The organism is candidate division WOR-3 bacterium (assembly GCA_011052815.1).
GTDB lineage: Bacteria > Hydrothermota > Tepidihabitantia > SM23-42 > SM23-42 > DRIG01.
The window spans coordinates 1-16,630 of the sequence record DRIG01000006.1; the positions used below are offsets into that span (position 1 = coordinate 1).

14 protein-coding genes are annotated in these 16,630 nt (G+C 46.6%); 4 read left to right on the forward strand and 10 right to left on the reverse strand.

What is annotated here, in order from left to right:
- The 4 genes from ENI34_00415 to ENI34_00430 form a co-directional block, all read right to left on the reverse strand.
- The coding region (locus ENI34_00415) for a DNA helicase UvrD (protein HEC77589.1) at nucleotides 1-743 on the reverse strand (743 nt) is incomplete at its 3' end.
- On the reverse strand, nucleotides 740-1,525 hold the full coding sequence (locus tag ENI34_00420) for a class I SAM-dependent methyltransferase (protein HEC77590.1): 786 nt from the start codon (nucleotides 1,523-1,525) through the stop codon (nucleotides 740-742). The genes ENI34_00415 and ENI34_00420, both read right to left, overlap by 4 nt.
- On the reverse strand, nucleotides 1,473-2,945 hold the full coding sequence (gene guaB / locus ENI34_00425; protein HEC77591.1) for an IMP dehydrogenase: 1,473 nt from the start codon (nucleotides 2,943-2,945) through the stop codon (nucleotides 1,473-1,475). The genes ENI34_00420 and guaB overlap by 53 nt, the downstream gene beginning before the upstream one ends.
- A 56-nt stretch (nucleotides 2,946-3,001) precedes the next feature.
- Nucleotides 3,002-4,867: a T9SS type A sorting domain-containing protein gene (locus tag ENI34_00430; GenBank protein HEC77592.1), complete on the reverse strand. Its 1,866-nt coding sequence runs from the start codon at nucleotides 4,865-4,867 to the stop codon at nucleotides 3,002-3,004.
- A gap of 136 nt (nucleotides 4,868-5,003) precedes the next feature.
- Between ENI34_00430 and ENI34_00435 the strand changes: the two genes are divergently transcribed.
- Nucleotides 5,004-6,410 carry a hypothetical protein gene (locus tag ENI34_00435; protein HEC77593.1) on the forward strand — a complete coding sequence of 469 codons (1,407 nt, stop codon included), beginning with the start codon at nucleotides 5,004-5,006 and terminating at the stop codon, nucleotides 6,408-6,410.
- Between the two features lie 30 nt (nucleotides 6,411-6,440).
- Here the strand turns inward: ENI34_00435 and ENI34_00440 are convergent, their stop codons facing one another.
- Genes ENI34_00440 through ENI34_00465 form a run of 6 tightly spaced genes read right to left on the reverse strand, consistent with a single transcriptional unit; the run spans nucleotide 6,441 to nucleotide 13,427 of the window.
- Entirely contained in the window at nucleotides 6,441-8,378 is a 1,938-nt protein-coding gene (locus ENI34_00440) for a T9SS type A sorting domain-containing protein (GenBank protein ID HEC77594.1), read from the reverse strand.
- A 57-nt stretch (nucleotides 8,379-8,435) separates the two neighbouring features.
- On the reverse strand, nucleotides 8,436-9,914 hold the full coding sequence (gene thyX / locus ENI34_00445; GenBank protein ID HEC77595.1) for an FAD-dependent thymidylate synthase: 1,479 nt from the start codon (nucleotides 9,912-9,914) through the stop codon (nucleotides 8,436-8,438).
- Nucleotides 9,911-10,987, reverse strand: coding sequence for a threonylcarbamoyl-AMP synthase (locus tag ENI34_00450; protein HEC77596.1), 1,077 nt, complete (start codon nucleotides 10,985-10,987; stop codon nucleotides 9,911-9,913). Before ENI34_00450 ends, thyX begins: the two co-directional genes overlap by 4 nt.
- Before the next feature lie 21 nt (nucleotides 10,988-11,008).
- Nucleotides 11,009-11,419, reverse strand: a complete 411-nt coding sequence (purE, locus tag ENI34_00455) for a 5-(carboxyamino)imidazole ribonucleotide mutase (GenBank protein ID HEC77597.1) — start codon at nucleotides 11,417-11,419, stop codon at nucleotides 11,009-11,011.
- Nucleotides 11,416-12,702, reverse strand: coding sequence for a phosphoribosylamine--glycine ligase (purD, locus tag ENI34_00460; GenBank protein ID HEC77598.1), 1,287 nt, complete (start codon nucleotides 12,700-12,702; stop codon nucleotides 11,416-11,418). The genes purE and purD overlap by 4 nt, the downstream gene beginning before the upstream one ends.
- A complete protein-coding gene (locus ENI34_00465; protein HEC77599.1) occupies nucleotides 12,702-13,427 on the reverse strand; it encodes a geranylgeranylglyceryl/heptaprenylglyceryl phosphate synthase in 726 nt (241 codons plus the stop codon). Before ENI34_00465 ends, purD begins: the two co-directional genes overlap by 1 nt.
- Before the next feature lie 94 nt (nucleotides 13,428-13,521).
- Between ENI34_00465 and ENI34_00470 the strand changes: the two genes are divergently transcribed.
- From ENI34_00470 to ENI34_00480, 3 genes are all read left to right on the forward strand, one after another.
- The gene (locus ENI34_00470) at nucleotides 13,522-14,346 is read left to right on the forward strand and encodes a hypothetical protein (protein HEC77600.1); all 825 of its coding nucleotides are present in this window, start codon (nucleotides 13,522-13,524) and stop codon (nucleotides 14,344-14,346) included.
- Between the two features lie 72 nt (nucleotides 14,347-14,418).
- Nucleotides 14,419-16,077: a T9SS type A sorting domain-containing protein gene (locus ENI34_00475; GenBank protein ID HEC77601.1), complete on the forward strand. Its 1,659-nt coding sequence runs from the start codon at nucleotides 14,419-14,421 to the stop codon at nucleotides 16,075-16,077.
- Nucleotides 16,078-16,139: 62 nt separating this feature from the next.
- On the forward strand, nucleotides 16,140-16,630 hold a 491-nt coding region (locus ENI34_00480), incomplete at its 3' end, for a cyclic nucleotide-binding domain-containing protein (GenBank protein ID HEC77602.1).

The following is a 16,630-nucleotide window of genomic DNA, read 5'->3' on the forward strand; positions in this document are numbered from 1 at the left end:
GGATAGAACTCAATCGTGTATAAAAACTTCTCTTTATCTTTGTTCTTCAGCACGTCCCGCAGCTGGAAATAATTCAGTTCTTCACTGAAAACATTGACCTCACGACCGAGTCTTGTCGGAGAATGGGCGTCTGAGTTGGAAACAAGGGTATATCTGTCCAAACTGGACAAACGCCAGTTCATCGGCGGGTCAGAAGAAAGGCCTGTCTCGACCGCAAAAAATTGATCACTCAAGTCCTCAAAACATTCCTCAACCGAATCAAATCCTGAATTAGAGCCGAATAGTGAAAACCACGGCGTCCAGATATGAGAAGGGATGAGAAAAATATCCGATGAAATGTCAAGCAGCGCCTTGAACATCTCATAGGTATCAAGAGATAATATCGGTCTGCCGTCGGCTTCGAGTTTTCCGTACTTCTGCAGATAACTGTTTATCTTCCCCACTGTCGCAAAGTCCGGTGCGAATATCAAATTATGGAGTCGACGGAGTTTTCCCTTTTTGGTGTAGATATTATTCACCTCCACGTTCAGTATAAACTTGATGTCTCCATACCGGTATATTCCGTCGCCGGCTTCTTCAAGATAATTCTTGAGCTCTTTCAACCATTCCGGATGGGTGAAATCTCCGGTGGCGACCATTCCAATACCCTTTAACTTCGCATATTCTGCAATCTTCGGAACAATCATCTCCTTTGATGTCGCCCGTGAATAGCGTGAATGGATATGGAGATCCGCTATTATCATTTTCTCGCCACCCCCATTATCCTCAAATCATTCTCCCACGCTGGCTTAAAGGTAAGGTGACGGTACAGAGAAGCCCTGAATCCTGCTTCTGAAAGAAGTCGTGAGATGAAAGAGAGCGGATAACCGCGCTCACGATGGTACTCTTTAACTGTCCGGATGTTTCCGTTCTCTTTGATTTTGAGGGTTATTCTTAAAGAAGAGATCGAAGTGGAACGGTCAAAACTATTCGACCACACAGAATTGATATTACGGTCCTGGCGATAATATGTATTGTCGCCCCATTCGTCACGCAAGCAGTGGATGGTATTCATATCAAAAATAAAAATACCGTTTTCATCCAAAATTTCATAAATATTCCGGAAAGTTCTGGCAAGGTCCTTTTCAGACAACAGATAATTGAGACTGTCGTACAGACACGTCACAATCGGAATCTTTATATTAACCGGAAGTTCAATCATATCACCGTTTATTATATAAACATCTTTAAAATTTTCAAAACGTTTTTTGCACTCCCTGAGCATTGTCAGTGACTTATCCAACCCGATCACCCTGAACCCCTTTTTAACCCACAGTTCAAGACAGACACCCGTCCCGCAGGCGAGGTCAAACAACCTCTTTTCTTTTATCCTGTTGAGCTCGAGAATCTTCTCGATATAGAGTATCCAGGAAGAATAGTTCACAAAAGACATCAGGGTGTCGTAATAAGGGCCGATCGCGGTGAATGCCTCGCTATACTCCTCTAATTTCATAATTCGGAGCTTCTTTCGTGATTGTAATGTCATGGGGATGTCCCATTCTGAGACCCGCCGGACTTATCTTTATGAACTGTGCTTTCTTCTGCAGGGTCTTGATGTCTTTCGCTCCGCAGTATCCCATACCGGCTTTCAAACCGCCGACGAGCTGAAAGATAACATCCTTGACCAGACCGCGGTAAGGAACCCGACCTTCCACACCTTCAGGAACAAACTTCTTGGCGGATTCCTGGAAATAGCGGTCTGCAGAACCTCTGGGCATCGCACCCAAAGAACCCATTGCCCGATACTCCTTATACCTTCTTCCTTCAAGTAGAATGGTTTCACCCGGACTCTCTTCAGTGCCGGCGAAAAGATTTCCAATCATGACACTTGATGCACCACACGCCAGCGCCTTGACGACGTCTCCTGAATATCTGATTCCACCGTCGGCGATGATCGGAATGTTCTCTTTTCGGGTGACCGCGACGCACTCACAGATCGCCGTGACCTGAGGAACTCCTATCCCCGCGACAACCCGTGTCGTACATATTGAACCGGGTCCGATACCGACCTTCACGCCGTCGATATCCAGTTTCATCAATTCCTTCGCCGCTTCCATTGTGCCGATGTTTCCCACGATGAGCTCGACTTTTGGAAAAAGCTTCTTAATCCGTGCCGCCATTGTTATGACGCTCTTGGAATGGGCGTGAGCGGTGTCGATGACAAGCGCGTCGACCTCTGCCTCGACCAGGGCGTTAGCCCGCTCTATGGTCGTTTTGTCAATTCCGATGGCTGCGGCACAGCGCAATCTGCCCATCTTATCAACAGTGGCATACGGATGTTCCATCTTCTTGATGATGTCACGCACTGTAATCAAGCCTTTCAATCTTCCAGATTTATCGACTATAGGCAACTTTTCAATACGGTTCTTCTTCAATATCCTCTGTGCCCTTTCAAGACTCGTTCCCTCAGGTGCGGTTATCAACTTTTCGTGTGTCATTATGTCACAGACTTTTTTATTCAGATTTTTTTCAAATATGATATCGCGGTTGGTCAAAATGCCGACAAGCCGTTTGTTTTTATTTACGACGACGACGCCTGATATGCCGTATTTATCCATCAACTCCCGGGCGACCCGTATCGGAGACTCTTCGTAAACAGTTATGGGATTGCGTATCATACCGCTCTCGGCGCGTTTGACCTTTCGCACCTGAAGCTGCTGCTCGTCGATCGGCATATTCTTGTGAATGACACCGATTCCACCTTCCTGGGCGATTGCTATCGCCATCGCCGATTCCGTCACCGTATCCATCGCCGCACTGACCAGGGGAATATTCAACTTGATGTGGCGTGAAAAATAGGTGGAAACCACACAATCACGGGGCAGAGTTTCTGAATACTGTGGAATTAATAAAATGTCGTCAAAGGTGAGACCTTCTTTGTACTTGATTTTTTTAATGGTATCCATTTTAAATTATACTGATTTTTTGTCGTTCGTCAAGAGGATTGCCTTTAACTCTTTAACTATTCAGTCTTTATCAACTTCTCCGTGATGCTGGATTCAGCGGTTTTTAATCGACAAAAATAGATACCTGGAGGCAGCTCTTCACCATGCTCATCCGCACCATCCCAGCAGACCGAATAATCTGACGGTGCACACACCTCATCTTTCAAAACCTTCACCCGTTTTCCGGAAATGTCGTAGATACTGAATTTCACCCGACCTGTGCGGGGTATGCTGTACCTAATGACCGTTTTTACTGAAAAAGGATTCGGAGAACTCTTGATTAAAGTCTGGACGTAGGGCGGCGCTGCGGAATTCTCTTCATCGATTCCCAGAACGACCGCAATGTTCTGACAGAACTCCGAGGTATTGAAATTCAGATCGGTCGTCGTTGCGGTTACGTCGTCTCCTACATTCAATCCCGTCACGGTTATACTCCAGTTACCGACCGCATCCGCGGTCGTCGAACCGAGATAGATCTGCCCTTCACCATAGCCCGAAGGATCTGCAAGGGCTTTAAAGACCTCGATCGTCGCCTGGGTCGGATCGGTGTCGATATCGATCGTTCCGTCTATTACTGTCTGGGAAGGAGTGGTAAAGTAGCGGGCGTTGTTAATCACTGGAAAATTAACCTCTTCATTGGAACCCGTATCTGGATCACCGTTATCATTCACGGTCACTCCGTCGTCATTCAAATCAATACCCAGACCGCCGTTGTTGTAGATACTATTCATGGTTATCTGATTATGGTCGCAGTTTGCATTGGTGTTCTGATGCTCCCACACTGAAACACCGTTCTGGCCGTTACAGGCGATCGTGTTACTGTCGATCACGTTGCCGCTGGCATACCCGCCCTGATAGATGTTGCCGTACTGTCCGATACTCACACCGTCCATGGTATTGGGAAGTGCGGTTAGATTGATATCCAAACCGATTGTATTGTGGGTGATTATATTCGCATATGAATTCCATCCTAAGGGAGGATAGCCGATCACACAGACACCTTCAAAATCGTTTCCTGAAATGAGATTGCCGTCGATTATATTATCATGAGCACCTTCACCTATATAGACACCGTCGTGCACATTACCACAATCCTGGGTTCCGGTATAATCGGTCCCGATATAGTTGTTAAAGACCTGATTGTTATAGACATCACCGGGCGGACAGCTTGATATCCCGACGCCCTCGGCGTAATTCCCGGAAACGAGATTCATATCTATAATGTTGTCGAAAGCGAAACCGACGGTGTCGGCTGCGACCTCGATGTAGATGCCGCCCCAATAACGGCTTTGATTCCATCCGTTTCTTCGAATAACAGTACCCGACGGATCCATGCCGACGAAGTTCAGGGTGATGACATTCCCATATGCCCCGCTGGGCGTCCCCTGAATTCTGACACCGTGCTGCTCAAAACTGTCAATGACCAATCCCTGGATTGTGTTGTTCGAAGAAAAAATCCAGAAACCGTGGGCAGGACCCGCGTGGGCGCCGTTGATCTCCACCATAAGGGTGCAGCTCGACGGCGGATTAGAACCCGCGGATGCACCGGGTTGTGATAATCCATCGATGAAAACGCCCGCTGTGTCGGTGAGCACGGGAAGCTGAGATAAAGGATAGATCGTTTGAACACCGGCGCCCGGAAGATTGAAATTGATGATATCTGCGCCGGGATTGGTGTTCGCCTGAATCATCGCCCATCTGAGACTGCCGTTGCCCGTATCATTTGTATTTGTTACGGTGTATGTTGCAGCGGCGGCAGAACCATGAATTACCGACCAGAGAAAAAAACCTCCGATGAAAGAGATTATTGTCTTCAACAAGGTTCTCTTTACAAAACCGACTTTATCCTGGTCGGGTTGTAATAACATTGAAGTGATTTTCATACCTTCCTCCTTTCATTATCCGAACCAATCACCAGTGGGTTTTTGGTTACAAAATCATTAAGTTATTATAATATGAATAGAGATTATGTCAAGTTAATTGTTGACTTATTGCCTTACTAAATTATAATCTGAAGGTATGAAGAAAAAGATTGAACTGCCGATAAAAGCCTTTATAAACAGAACCCGGGAAAGATCTCGATTAAAACAACTTCTGACAGAACAGCATGAAGGAATCAGGGTTTTGTTGATTAAAGGGAATGTCGGCGTGGGCAAGACCCGTCTGATCAAAGAAGTGCTGGATGAGATCAAACAGCGGGAAGTCATCTGGGGCGACTGTTCATACCTGGCTGATTACGTAGCATATTATCCGATAAGGGAATTGATTAAGGCGCAGATAGAAAAGCAGGGAAAAAATATCCTGAAACACTTAAAGCCGATATATCGCACCGCGATAAGAAAACTGGTTCCCGAAGCAGCCGGAGAATTCACTGAAGAGGACCGCGGTCTGGATATAATGATCGACAAATTCAAATTTTACGAAGGTGTCAAAGAACTGATCGGAAGGGGAAAACAGGCGAAGATTATCGTCGTCGACAACCTTCAATGGATCGACCAGGGATCAGCACATATTATCAGGTATCTTATCCGCACGTTGAAGAGTGAGCCGATAACGTTCGTCTTTATCTTCAGAACCGACGAAGAAACAGAAGTGCTCAATAACCTCATCACCTCGATTCGGGATACCGTGGAAATCACAGAAATATCACTAAACATTTTCGCAAAACCTGAGGTAAAGGAGATCATCGCTTCGCTGCTCGGAGAAGAACCTCAAGATGAGCTTGTTGAGTACATCGTACACTGGAGCGGCGGTAATCCTTTTTATATTGAGGAAGTAATAAGCGGCTTAATCATTGATGAAAATTTAATTATAAAAGAAGATAGGTGGCGGTTCATCGAACCTGAAAAAGGTATTGTTCCCAAAAGCATTACGGAAATCGCCGTCGCTAAATACCTGAGCCTGAAAAAAGAAGCCCAGAACGTCCTGGAAGTCGCCAGTGTCATCGGGTGGTTTGACATCGCGATCATCCATGAGATAACCGGTTATCCACCCGGAGAGATCATAGGGTTGATAGAAGAAATCAGTAACATCGGCTTGGTAAGATACAGTGACGACAGGATTGAATTCAGTGATGAAATAAGCCGCAATGCGATATATGAAAAAGCCGCATCAAGAAGGGACATTGCAGAACTGCACACCAGAATCGGTGATAGAATCAAAGAAAGGAGTAAAGACAAAGAACGTCGCTTCGTGGACATTCTGGCGTTCCACTACTATCGGGCGCGGAACCAGGACAAAGGAGTGCGTTTCTGCATCCAAGCGGGTGACAACGCCGCGGCGAATTATGCAAGCCACACTGCCGTAAAATATTATATGTGGGCGGTTGAACTCTTAAAAGGGAGTGTAAAAAAGAACAAACAAGAACTGCGGGATTCGCTGTTGAAGAAGATTGAAGAATTGAAGCGGAAAAGCGACTCTTTTTGAAATAACTGTCGTCGCAGGAAAATCGATTTTTTAAAAAAGCACCACCAGTTTCTTCACCCTTTCGTTCACCGACGTTTCCAGTCTGCAAAAATAGACACCCGACGGCAGATTTTGCAGCCGAACCGAATAGCGTCCCGGTGTCTTCAGCCCTCCATCAAGTCTTTTGACCACTCTGCCTGTTATGTCATAAAGGGTGAGGCGGACTTCACCGTACTGGTTCACCACATAAGTAATCTCTGGATTGTGTGCGGGATTGGCTGAAAAGAAAATATCATTATAAACCGGTTCTGCTCCGACGTTCTCTTCGATTCCATAATAGATATTATATTTCTTTATCAACCAGTAATCAGGATCAAAATCAATGGAGGTGACGGAATCCGATACCGTAAATTCGGCATGTTCAGGAGAACTGTTTATTGAAATATCGACGAGGGTGTCCCCTGATGTCATATGGAGCATGATCTGAACCGGCATATGAAAGACAGGTGGGGCGTTCGTCTGGATTTGATAGATATTCGTCGTAAAGAGAAAATTATTCCCTGCCGGTTCGCAGAACCAGTAAATTTCATATTCAGGATGTCCCTGACCGTATACCCATTCATCAAAGAACCAGGTGAGGTCCGTACCATAGGTCCGGGAAAAAACGCTCTTCAAATCCTCGGTGTTCGCCGTACCGTATTCAAAGGAATCGCGGTAAGTCTGAATCGCATCGAAAAAAGAAGCTTGGTTCAGGTACCGCAGCATGTGGAGCACCCACGACGCCTTGCAGTAGGTGTAACCGTAGTCAAACAACTCACCGCTGGGCGGGTCATAAATAGGATGACGCCAGGCGGCGTCGGATTGAAAGTAGTACTGAAGCCGGGTCTGCATGGTGCTGATGAAGTTTGAGTGTCCGAACCGATACCAGTTGTAGTTCGCATCGCTGTAAGTGGCGAATCCTTCGTTAAGCCATATATCCCGAAAGTCGACACAGGTGACCATATCCCCCCACCATTGATGAGCAAGTTCGTGCGCCATTCCGTTTTCCGACTGATTGACGACCCAATTGCGGTGGATCGTGGTCATCTCCTGATGTTCCATACCGCCCCAGGCGAATGGATAGACGACGTCCTGTCCGTAACGATTAAAAGGGTATGCTCCATACAATGAATCAAAGAGGAACATTGCATCAAGCAGGTGAACAAACGAAGTAACTGATTGGGTTGAGTCTTCAGGCCAGACAAAATGTCTGATCTCGACGGAATCTCCTGAAGGCGAATGATACCACTGGGACCATACCGAGTATCTGGACACCCCGAAATGCATCAGATAGGTGACAATCGGATAATCTTCCTGCCAGGTGTAAGTGACCGTAGTGTCGGGATTATTCGTCACGCTGACCAACTCACCGTTTGCACACACCACAAATGTATCCGGCACCGTGACCGAAATGATGCAGCCGTAATCAGCTTTATCATAAGGCTCATCATAGCACGGCATCCAGCGTCGCGCATCCCACGGTTCACCGAGGGTATAGGCGATTGAATGTTTGGTACTGGAGTTGTAATTTTCAGGATAGTAAACAAGTCCTGTCTGATAACTGCTCACACTCCAGGAACCGTGATAACCTATTTCGATGTTGAACGAATCACCGGTGTTGTAGGTCTGGGGAAGATCAACGATAAGAGATTCTCCGGACGATGAATATGTGGTGATTACACCGTCGACCATAATCGAATCAATGGTTAAAGTGCGGCTGTGGAGCACCGCTGTGTTGAGGTTATCGACCCTGCTGCGGCAGGCGATTCTGTTCACTCCCTGAAGACTCCTTTCGGTCATCGGCAGATGCAGGTCAAGTTCGTATTTGAGGACATCGTATTCATGGAGGGATTCCGCACGTACATACTGGAAATGGGGAATGCATTGCAGATGCTTCGCTTCGATATTGTCGTCGTTCCACTGACTAAATAAAATTAACAGTAACAGCATAATGGTCTCCTTTTAATACTTCATATTATAACAACTTCATTATATTTGTCAATTGAATTACAACTCAGGAACTTTTTTAACCCTGGGGAATTTACCGAAAAGTTTTTTATATAAAAGAGGATATTCCTCTTTTCCGCCGAGCAATTGGGTTGTTATCGGCATTATCTTCTTCGCCAGGGCTGAAATCTCTTTAACCTTACCGCGTATGTCCCACTGGGCGGTCGGGTCTTCACGCAGGCGTGAAATATGATAAAGTTCCCTCAAATTCATAGCCATAAGAATCCGCTTCTGATGGGCATTGGTGAGAATGTATCGGCCGATTCCGGGAAACCTGCGTTCTATTTTTTTATACACCATTTCAGTGCGCTTGACTATCTCTGTAAACCGTTTCACCTCACCGATCTTTTTCACTGAATCAGGAATGGTGACTCCGAGATTCGGATCATATCCCTGACACACAATGGTTGCAAGCCGATGGCGCTTCATCTGTCCGAAAGCGGCGGCTGATATCACCATTTCACAGGTAAGCCGGGCATATTCAAACTCCCTGAGCATGGTGTCGTATAACTCCACATATCGACATGCCTTTTTAAAAAGTTCATTCTTCTCTTTACGTGTCATCTTTCGTACGGTCCGACGACAGGCGGCATAGTCCATACCGCTTGAACGAAACAGAAGCGCCGCAAGAATTTTATCATCGGCGTCCCGGGTGTAATCAACCAATCTCACGCCCCTGGTTTTTCGGGAACCGGTTGATTTCAAACTGTATTTTCGGGCATAACGTCGGAGTTCCGGGTATGTTTTCTGGTCGTAGTCATTTGCACTGCAGAATAGCACAATCGACGGAGCGATATCCTTCACCAGTTCGAAAAACTTCCTTCCGAGCGTCTTTATTTCCTCTAGACCGGATGACGCAAACCGTCTGATCATCAGTTCGAGATTGCGCGCATTTATCGTCGCCCCGACCTGGGTCTGCGTGGCAAGAGGAAGGATGTAACGTGCATCTTCTTTTGCCAGATTTTCAAGTAATCTGTATTCCCTTCGGCTCTTCGGCGGGTGTTCTGCGTGGTCGATGTTGTACTGCGTGATTCTGGTGAAAAGATGCTTATAAAATTTATTCTGAAGCTCGACCATCGATGTGAAATCATCTTCAAGTGAAGAGTTTTTCAATCTCTCAGGAATTACAAAATCTCCTTTCAAGGTAACGTAACGCTGGGACTTTTCAGTATACGAACACAAACGGTAGCTTTCGAGTTCTTCAACTGCCAGACGTGAAACGCCGATGACGTCAAAGTTAAAGACCGCATGTTCGGCTACTGAATGATGGCCCATCCCGAAGATTATACGTTTGTTTGAAAAGCGGGCTTTGTTGACCTCCCGGCGTGCGTCTTCACGCAACTCTTCCACTGATTTCGGGCTCCGGCTTATCCGGGCATAGGCGGCTGAGATTGACTCCGGAGTTAATATAATATTCTTCTTACCACGCTGTTTCAATGCATCGACGTCTACGTTAAAACCCGCTAAGATCACCTTCATATCGATCTAAAACGCCTTTTAATGTCCCGTGCGATCAACTTGAGAGAAGGAAGCATATCCCGGACTGCGGCTTCATAAGCACTGCGGTCTCTTCCAACGGGATCTGATATTTCATTGTACTTAACCCTTCTTTTGTACTCTTTGAGGAGGAAGGTCTTGACTGCCGCAGAGGGAGAGATGTCCAGAATGTGGTCGTAATGTTTATAGCCCATAACAAAGATAATGTCAGCCCATTCAATGAGGGAATCGGTTATCTGCCGGGAACGATGTTTCTCAAGTGACCCGCCGAATTCCTCAACAACTTCACGACTGTATTGTGATGCAGCCATTCCCTGGGTCGGCAGAATCCCTGCGGACTGCACCGTACAATATTCCTCACTCACCATTGTCTTGAGAAGCGCCTCAGCCATGGGGCTCCGACACGTATTACCGCTGCAGACAAACAATACGTTGAACTTCAATCCTTCAGCGAGCTGAACAATGCCGCCGTGGACCTTTTCTATTTCGAGCACGGGGATTACACCTTTTCTTTTGACGACCGGCGGTGTAGCAGTCAAATCAATCACTGTTGATGGTCGCGACGACAGGGCACCGCCGTCGAGCACAAGTTCAACTTCAGGAAACCGCTCTGCTATCTCCGACGCCGAGTTAATTGGTGAATCTCCGGAATAATTGGCGCTCGTTACAGCAAGCGGCGCCTCGTATCGGCTTAAAAGTTGAATAACGAAATCAGTATGGGGAATCCGTAAACCGATTTTATCTTCCACAAACGGAAGGGACTTTTCAGGGTGCTTCCTCAAAATCACGGTGAGCGGTCCCGGTATGAAATACTCGATGATCTTACGTTTGACGATCCGCGCATACTCGGCGATCCTGTTGCGTGATAAAAAAAACGTAAAAGGCTTCTGTCCGCGTCCTTTGACCTCACGCAATCTTTCTACTGCCCGGACATTCGTTCCGTCCACGGCAAATCCGTAGATTGTATCTGTAGGAAGGACCACGATGCCGCCCTGTTTGAGAATCTTTGTGACTTCATTATATAATCGGGGTTTATGTTCAAGTTTGATCAGCATAAATTACAGGATGGTATCCTGTTATCCGTTTTCCAATCGATGATATAAACGGCTTGCGAAAAGGGCTGCATTTATCACGCCGTGTTTCCCGATGGCGAACGTCGCCACCGGCACACCGCGTGGCATCTGAACGATAGAGAGCAGGGAATCGAGACCGCCCAATCCTGAAGCCGACAACGGCACACCCAGAACCGGAATGTCGGTCAATGACGCGATGAATCCGGGAAGGTGTGCGGCAAGTCCGGCGCCGGCGATGATGGCTACAACCCCCTGTTCCTTCGCTCCTTTCACCAGTTCTCTGATCTTATCGGGTTCCCTGTGTGCCGAGTGCACGAATGTCTCGAACGGCACAGCTTCTTTCTTTAAAACCTCTTCGGCGTGTGCCATTATTTCTCTGTCTGAATTACTGCCCATAAAGATCCACACCTTCATCGTCGCCTCTTTCGTTTCATCTTCTTCATACCCGAATTGCCTATGTCTTTACGGTAATACATATTTTTAAAATGTATTTTCTTGATTTCTTTATAAACCTTCTGCTTGGCAATCTTCAGGTTCTCATGCGTAACCACCAGATTAAGGACCCTGCCTGAAGCAGTGACGAGCTTTGAATCTTCTCTCTTTGTCCCGGCATGAAAAAGGAGTGTCTTTGCGGAAAGTTTCTCTCTGAACTCAATCTCTTCTCCCACCCGGTAGTCAAAAGGATAACCGCCGGATGCAAGTACTACACAAATCGCCCAGTGATTCTTCGTCTTTATTTCAATATCTGAAAGTTTTCCGTCGACCACCGCAGAGAAAGATTCAACCAGGTCGCTTTCGATCAACGGTAGAATCACCTGGGCTTCAGGATCACCGAGTCGGCAGTTGAATTCGAGCACCTTCGGACCCAAGGAAGTAATAATAAGACCGGCGTAAAGAACACCTTTATAATCAATCCCCTGATCCCTCAAAGAAAGCACGGTGGGCTGGATAATGACCTGTTCGATTATATTCGCAACGCGCCGATTGGTGGGATACGGAGCATAGGCGCCCATCCCGCCGGTATTCGGTCCCCGGTTCCGGTCGTAAAGTCGTTTATGATCCTGGGAAGAAGGAAGGTAAACTATTGTCACGCCGTCGGTGAGCACGAATACCGACATCTCCTGACCCGTAAGAAACTCCTCCACGACGATCCTTTTTCCGGCTTCACCGAGACGATGCTGCACCAGAATTTCATCGATCGTCTTTTCATAATCTTTCCGCGAATTGACGATGAACGCGCCCTTGCCTCCGGCAAGGCCGGCGGCTTTGACCACCACCGGATATTTATTTATCTTCTTTGTATACTTCAACGCCTCAGCAGCGGTTTCATAAATGTTGAATGTCGGTGCGGGAATTCCGAAACGATACATAAAATCACGGGCAAAGGCTTTGTCCGCCTCGATCCGGCTTGCGTTCTTGTTCGGCCCGAATATCTTCAACCCTTCACGGTTGAATTCATCGACGATTCCCAGAGCCAAAGGAACTTCCGGTCCCACAACGGTCAGATCAATCTTTTTCTCCTTGGCAAAGCGAACCAGTCCTTTGATATCACTGGCCAGAATATTTACGCAGACCCCTATTTCAGCAATACCGGGGTTTCCGGGTGCCGCGTAAATTTTCTTCACCTTCTTGGACTTACTTAATTTCCAGGCGAGGGCGTGCTCCCTGCCGCCGCCGCCGACAATCAAAATTTTCATTATAAACTCCTCATAATTTCTTTAAATTGCTCTTTTGACCTTTCAATAATACTACCCAGAACTATAAAATCGGCTCCTCCCCTCATGATTTCCCCGGCATCCTGAGCGGTTCTGATTCCGCCGCCGACAATGAGAGGTAATGAAATCGCCTGTTTCACCTGTTTTACCATCTCAACGGGAACAGGTTTCTCTGCGCCGCTTCCCGCCTCAAGGTAAACATACTTCATACCGAAATATTCACCGGCGACGGCGTGGGCGACTGCAATCTCTGCTTTTGAACGCGGAATCGGTTTTGAGTTGGAGATATACTCCACCGCCGTATAATTGCCGGACTCGATCAAAAGATAAACCACGGGAATCACCTCTATGTTGTACTCCTTGATAAGAAACACGGCTTTGACCTGTTCTCCGACGAGCAATTCAGGATTTCTGCTGCTCAGCATGGATAGAAAAAAGAGCGCATCGGCCTCGGGGCTGACTTGATGAGACCCCCCCGGAAATAGAATCACCGGTTTGTCGGCGTCTTCTTTGACGAGTTTGACGAATTTATCGAAACGCGGAGATTTCAAGAGTGAGGTGCCGACCAAAATTCCCGTGACCCCCTGTTCACAGACGAATTTCGTGGTCGGACCTATCTTTTCCTCAGGGATACGGTCGGGATCAAATAATGCCAGTACACCGGGTTTTTTCCGATTCAGGCTTTTATAGACTGAGTTCTTTTCCATTTGATAAAATTATACCTGCCTTTTCAAAAAAATCAAGATAAAATATTAAACCATCTGATATCTGTTCCACGTCAAAATTAACAGGAGTCACAGAATGATATTGATACTTTTGATGCTCTTCACTCAGACAAAAGGTGAAATCACAAAGATTCAGCGGGAAATCCAGATATTGAATCTGATCAACGGCCTTGAACTTTCAAAATACCAGATGATCTTCATCCTGGAAAAGACACACGAAGTAGACCAGATCAAAGCTGAGTTTTATGAAGAAATCGAGAGCAATGCAGAGCTCTTTCTTGAAATCCTGAAGAGATTAAAAGAGAACAGAATGAAGAATAAGGAAATCCCCGACGAATTGAGAAGAGCGGTTTTCCTTGCCGAGGAAAGGATGCATTCCCTCAGGGCTGAAATGTATAAATCAATTGATAGCATTATCAACGAGGTCATAGCCGTTCTTGACGGCAATCAGCTGTACCAGTTAGAACATTATGTCCCATGTTTGATTCCGCCAAAAGGAGAGACAAGAATCGGTCAATCAGAAAATCCCGAAGGAGTTGTTCTTCAGCTGACAAGAATACATGATATGCCTGATTGGCTCTATGATTTAAAAAAAGAGCAACTTGTCGAGAAGACCGTCGAGAGGCTTAAAAGACATCTGCCGCGGGGGGGTGAGTTCGATGAAAAGTCTGAACAGAAACGTATTTCCCGGCTGTTCGAGGAAATCAGAGGCCTCAGCGATGTGGACTTCATCCTGCAAAAGAAGTTTTATGCCGAAGAGCTTAAAGGTAAATATCTTTCTGGAAAAACGCCCTTGAATCTATCTTTCAAAATTGAAAAATTTCTCTTTGATCCTCTGGTAAGTACCATCCTGGAGGAAAAAATCAGAATCAAACAAACGACCGAAGGAAAAGGTTATTGACAACGCCTGCAGATATTTTATAATAGAAAAAATAGAAAGAAAAGGACACGGAAGTGAACGAAAGGAGGTTTAATGGCTGTCAGATCGTATTTTTATTTTTGTGGGATTTTATTTTTTATCGCTGCCGATTTTATCTTCGCCTTTTCATGGCAGCGTGACTCCGCCTATCTCAATATAAGGTTGAACGACGATACCACTTCCCAGATTCAAAACGAAGAACAGATTGTAATGAACCCTAAGGATACAACCAATATGGTCGCAGTCTGGCGCGATTTCAGATTGGGTTACCGTCAGGTCGCATATGCATACACCTTTGACGGAGGATTAACCTGGGAACAGGCTCTCTTTGAAGAACCGCAATACATCTGGGACAGTGATCCGGGTCTGACTGTCGACACCGCGGGAAACTTCTATGCAGTCATACTTTCCTTCAATTCGACTTCAGAACCCAATGGTCTGTTCGTTTATAAATCGACCGACGGCGGTGTGAGCTGGAGCGGACCGGTTACCGTAATCAACGGAGTGGCGGGGGTCTTTGAAGATAAAGAGCTTATCGCCTGTGACCGTTCAGGAGGTCCATACACGAATAATCTCTATGTTGCCTGGACCCGCTTTTACACCACCCAGATTTTGCTCTGTCGTTCCACTGACGGCGGGAATTCCTTTGTGGGGCCGGTCACGGTGAGTGACAATACCGGTGTGCAGTGGCCTGTTCCCGCAGTCGGACCGAACAGTGAACTCTACGTCGCATGGCTCGATTATTCACCGGGTGCACTCAAACTTGATCTCTCTACAGACGGAGGTCAAACATTCGGCAGCGATCGAGTCATCCAGAACGTCTCTTTTGTTCAGGGATATATAAACGGCAGCATCACTGTATTTTCTTTTCCGGCGATGGATGTCGACATAACAGGCGGACCGAACAACGGTAATATCTATGTTGCATACATGGACTACAGTTCTGGCTACACCGACACCGACATCTATTTTACCCGTTCCACGGACGGCGGCAATACCTGGAGCACAAAGGTAAGAATAAACGACGATCCCCAGAATAACGGCTGCGACCAGTTCCATCCTTGGCTCACAATAACACCGGATGGAGACATCGTCGTCGTCTTCCTCGACCGCAGACTCGACCCTCAGAATCTGCTGATGGACCTCTATCTCACAACTTCGACGGACGGCGGACTCACCTGGTCGGCGAACGAAAGAATCACCACGGTATCCTCAGACCCCACCGCAGGCTTCAGGTCTTTACCTCGGGACATATCGGCTGAAGACCAACCGTTAATCCTTGCCCAGAGAGCCGGACTCATCGGTGAGTATATCGGAGTCACTGCTTCTTCGCTCGAAGACATCCATCCGATATGGACAGACACCAGATTGGGCGACCAGGATGCCTTCGTCGGCGTAAAAGACACCGCCGCCCAATACGCTGAAGAATATCAAAGAACGCATTTAGAATCTTCTGTACTTTCCATTCTGCCGAACCCGTCGTCCGGGAATATCACGATAAAAATCCAGGGGTACGACGGACATCATCCGAAGACGAATCACCTGCGGATCTTTGATATTTCAGGCAGATTAATCAAAACATACTCTGATGTCGGCTCAACCGTGGTATGGAACAGGTATACCGACGACGGTGAATTCGCCCGAAGCGGCGTCTATTTCTGCTCTTTGATGGTGGACGGCACCGTGATAACCCGCAAATTCCTTCTCTTTTGAGCCCTGGAGATCAGCGGAAATAAACCGCTTGACAATTATTAAAATATGAATAGAATGGGACTATGAAGGATTTAACAAAGGTCAAGTTATTTAAATATCTGACTCCTCAGGAAATAGACTGGATGCTCGTCAAGTGGAAAGCAAGAAATGTTCCGGAGAATACGGTTATCGTCAAAGAAGGAACAACCGGCGATGAGATGTATATTATTGAATCGGGTCGTGTGGAGGTGTATTTGACGCGCGGTGATGTGGTTCTTCTGCTTTCAGAACTTCAGGACGCCTCTTTCTTCGGCGAGATGTCGTTGCTTACGGACAAACCACGTTCGGCGACGGTAAAATCGAAGACCGAGTGCCGTCTTCTCACTTTACGAAAACAGAATTTTATGGAGATCGTCAGTGAAAATCCAAAAGTCGCAGCAAAATTCTTATTGGCGATGGGAGAGGATCTCTGCAATCGTATTATGGCAACGAATGCCAATTTAGAAAATTACTTTTTGATAAATCAGGCAATTGTGGATAACGAATCGTTCAGGAACCTATATATCCTGACACA

Coding starts and splice junctions, on each gene's coding strand:
- ENI34_00440 (HEC77594.1), bottom strand. CDS start 8,378: ATGCTGTTACTGTTAATTTTATTTAGTCAGTGGAACGACGACAATATC.
- guaB (HEC77591.1), bottom strand. CDS start 2,945: ATGGATACCATTAAAAAAATCAAGTACAAAGAAGGTCTCACCTTTGAC.
- ENI34_00420 (HEC77590.1), bottom strand. CDS start 1,525: ATGACATTACAATCACGAAAGAAGCTCCGAATTATGAAATTAGAGGAG.
- purD (HEC77598.1), bottom strand. CDS start 12,702: ATGAAAATTTTGATTGTCGGCGGCGGCGGCAGGGAGCACGCCCTCGCC.
- ENI34_00435 (HEC77593.1), top strand. CDS start 5,004: ATGAAGAAAAAGATTGAACTGCCGATAAAAGCCTTTATAAACAGAACC.
- thyX (HEC77595.1), bottom strand. CDS start 9,914: ATGAAGGTGATCTTAGCGGGTTTTAACGTAGACGTCGATGCATTGAAA.
- ENI34_00470 (HEC77600.1), top strand. CDS start 13,522: ATGATATTGATACTTTTGATGCTCTTCACTCAGACAAAAGGTGAAATC.
- ENI34_00430 (HEC77592.1), bottom strand. CDS start 4,867: ATGAAAATCACTTCAATGTTATTACAACCCGACCAGGATAAAGTCGGT.
- ENI34_00450 (HEC77596.1), bottom strand. CDS start 10,987: ATGCTGATCAAACTTGAACATAAACCCCGATTATATAATGAAGTCACA.
- ENI34_00475 (HEC77601.1), top strand. CDS start 14,419: ATGGCTGTCAGATCGTATTTTTATTTTTGTGGGATTTTATTTTTTATC.
- ENI34_00465 (HEC77599.1), bottom strand. CDS start 13,427: ATGGAAAAGAACTCAGTCTATAAAAGCCTGAATCGGAAAAAACCCGGT.
- purE (HEC77597.1), bottom strand. CDS start 11,419: ATGAAGGTGTGGATCTTTATGGGCAGTAATTCAGACAGAGAAATAATG.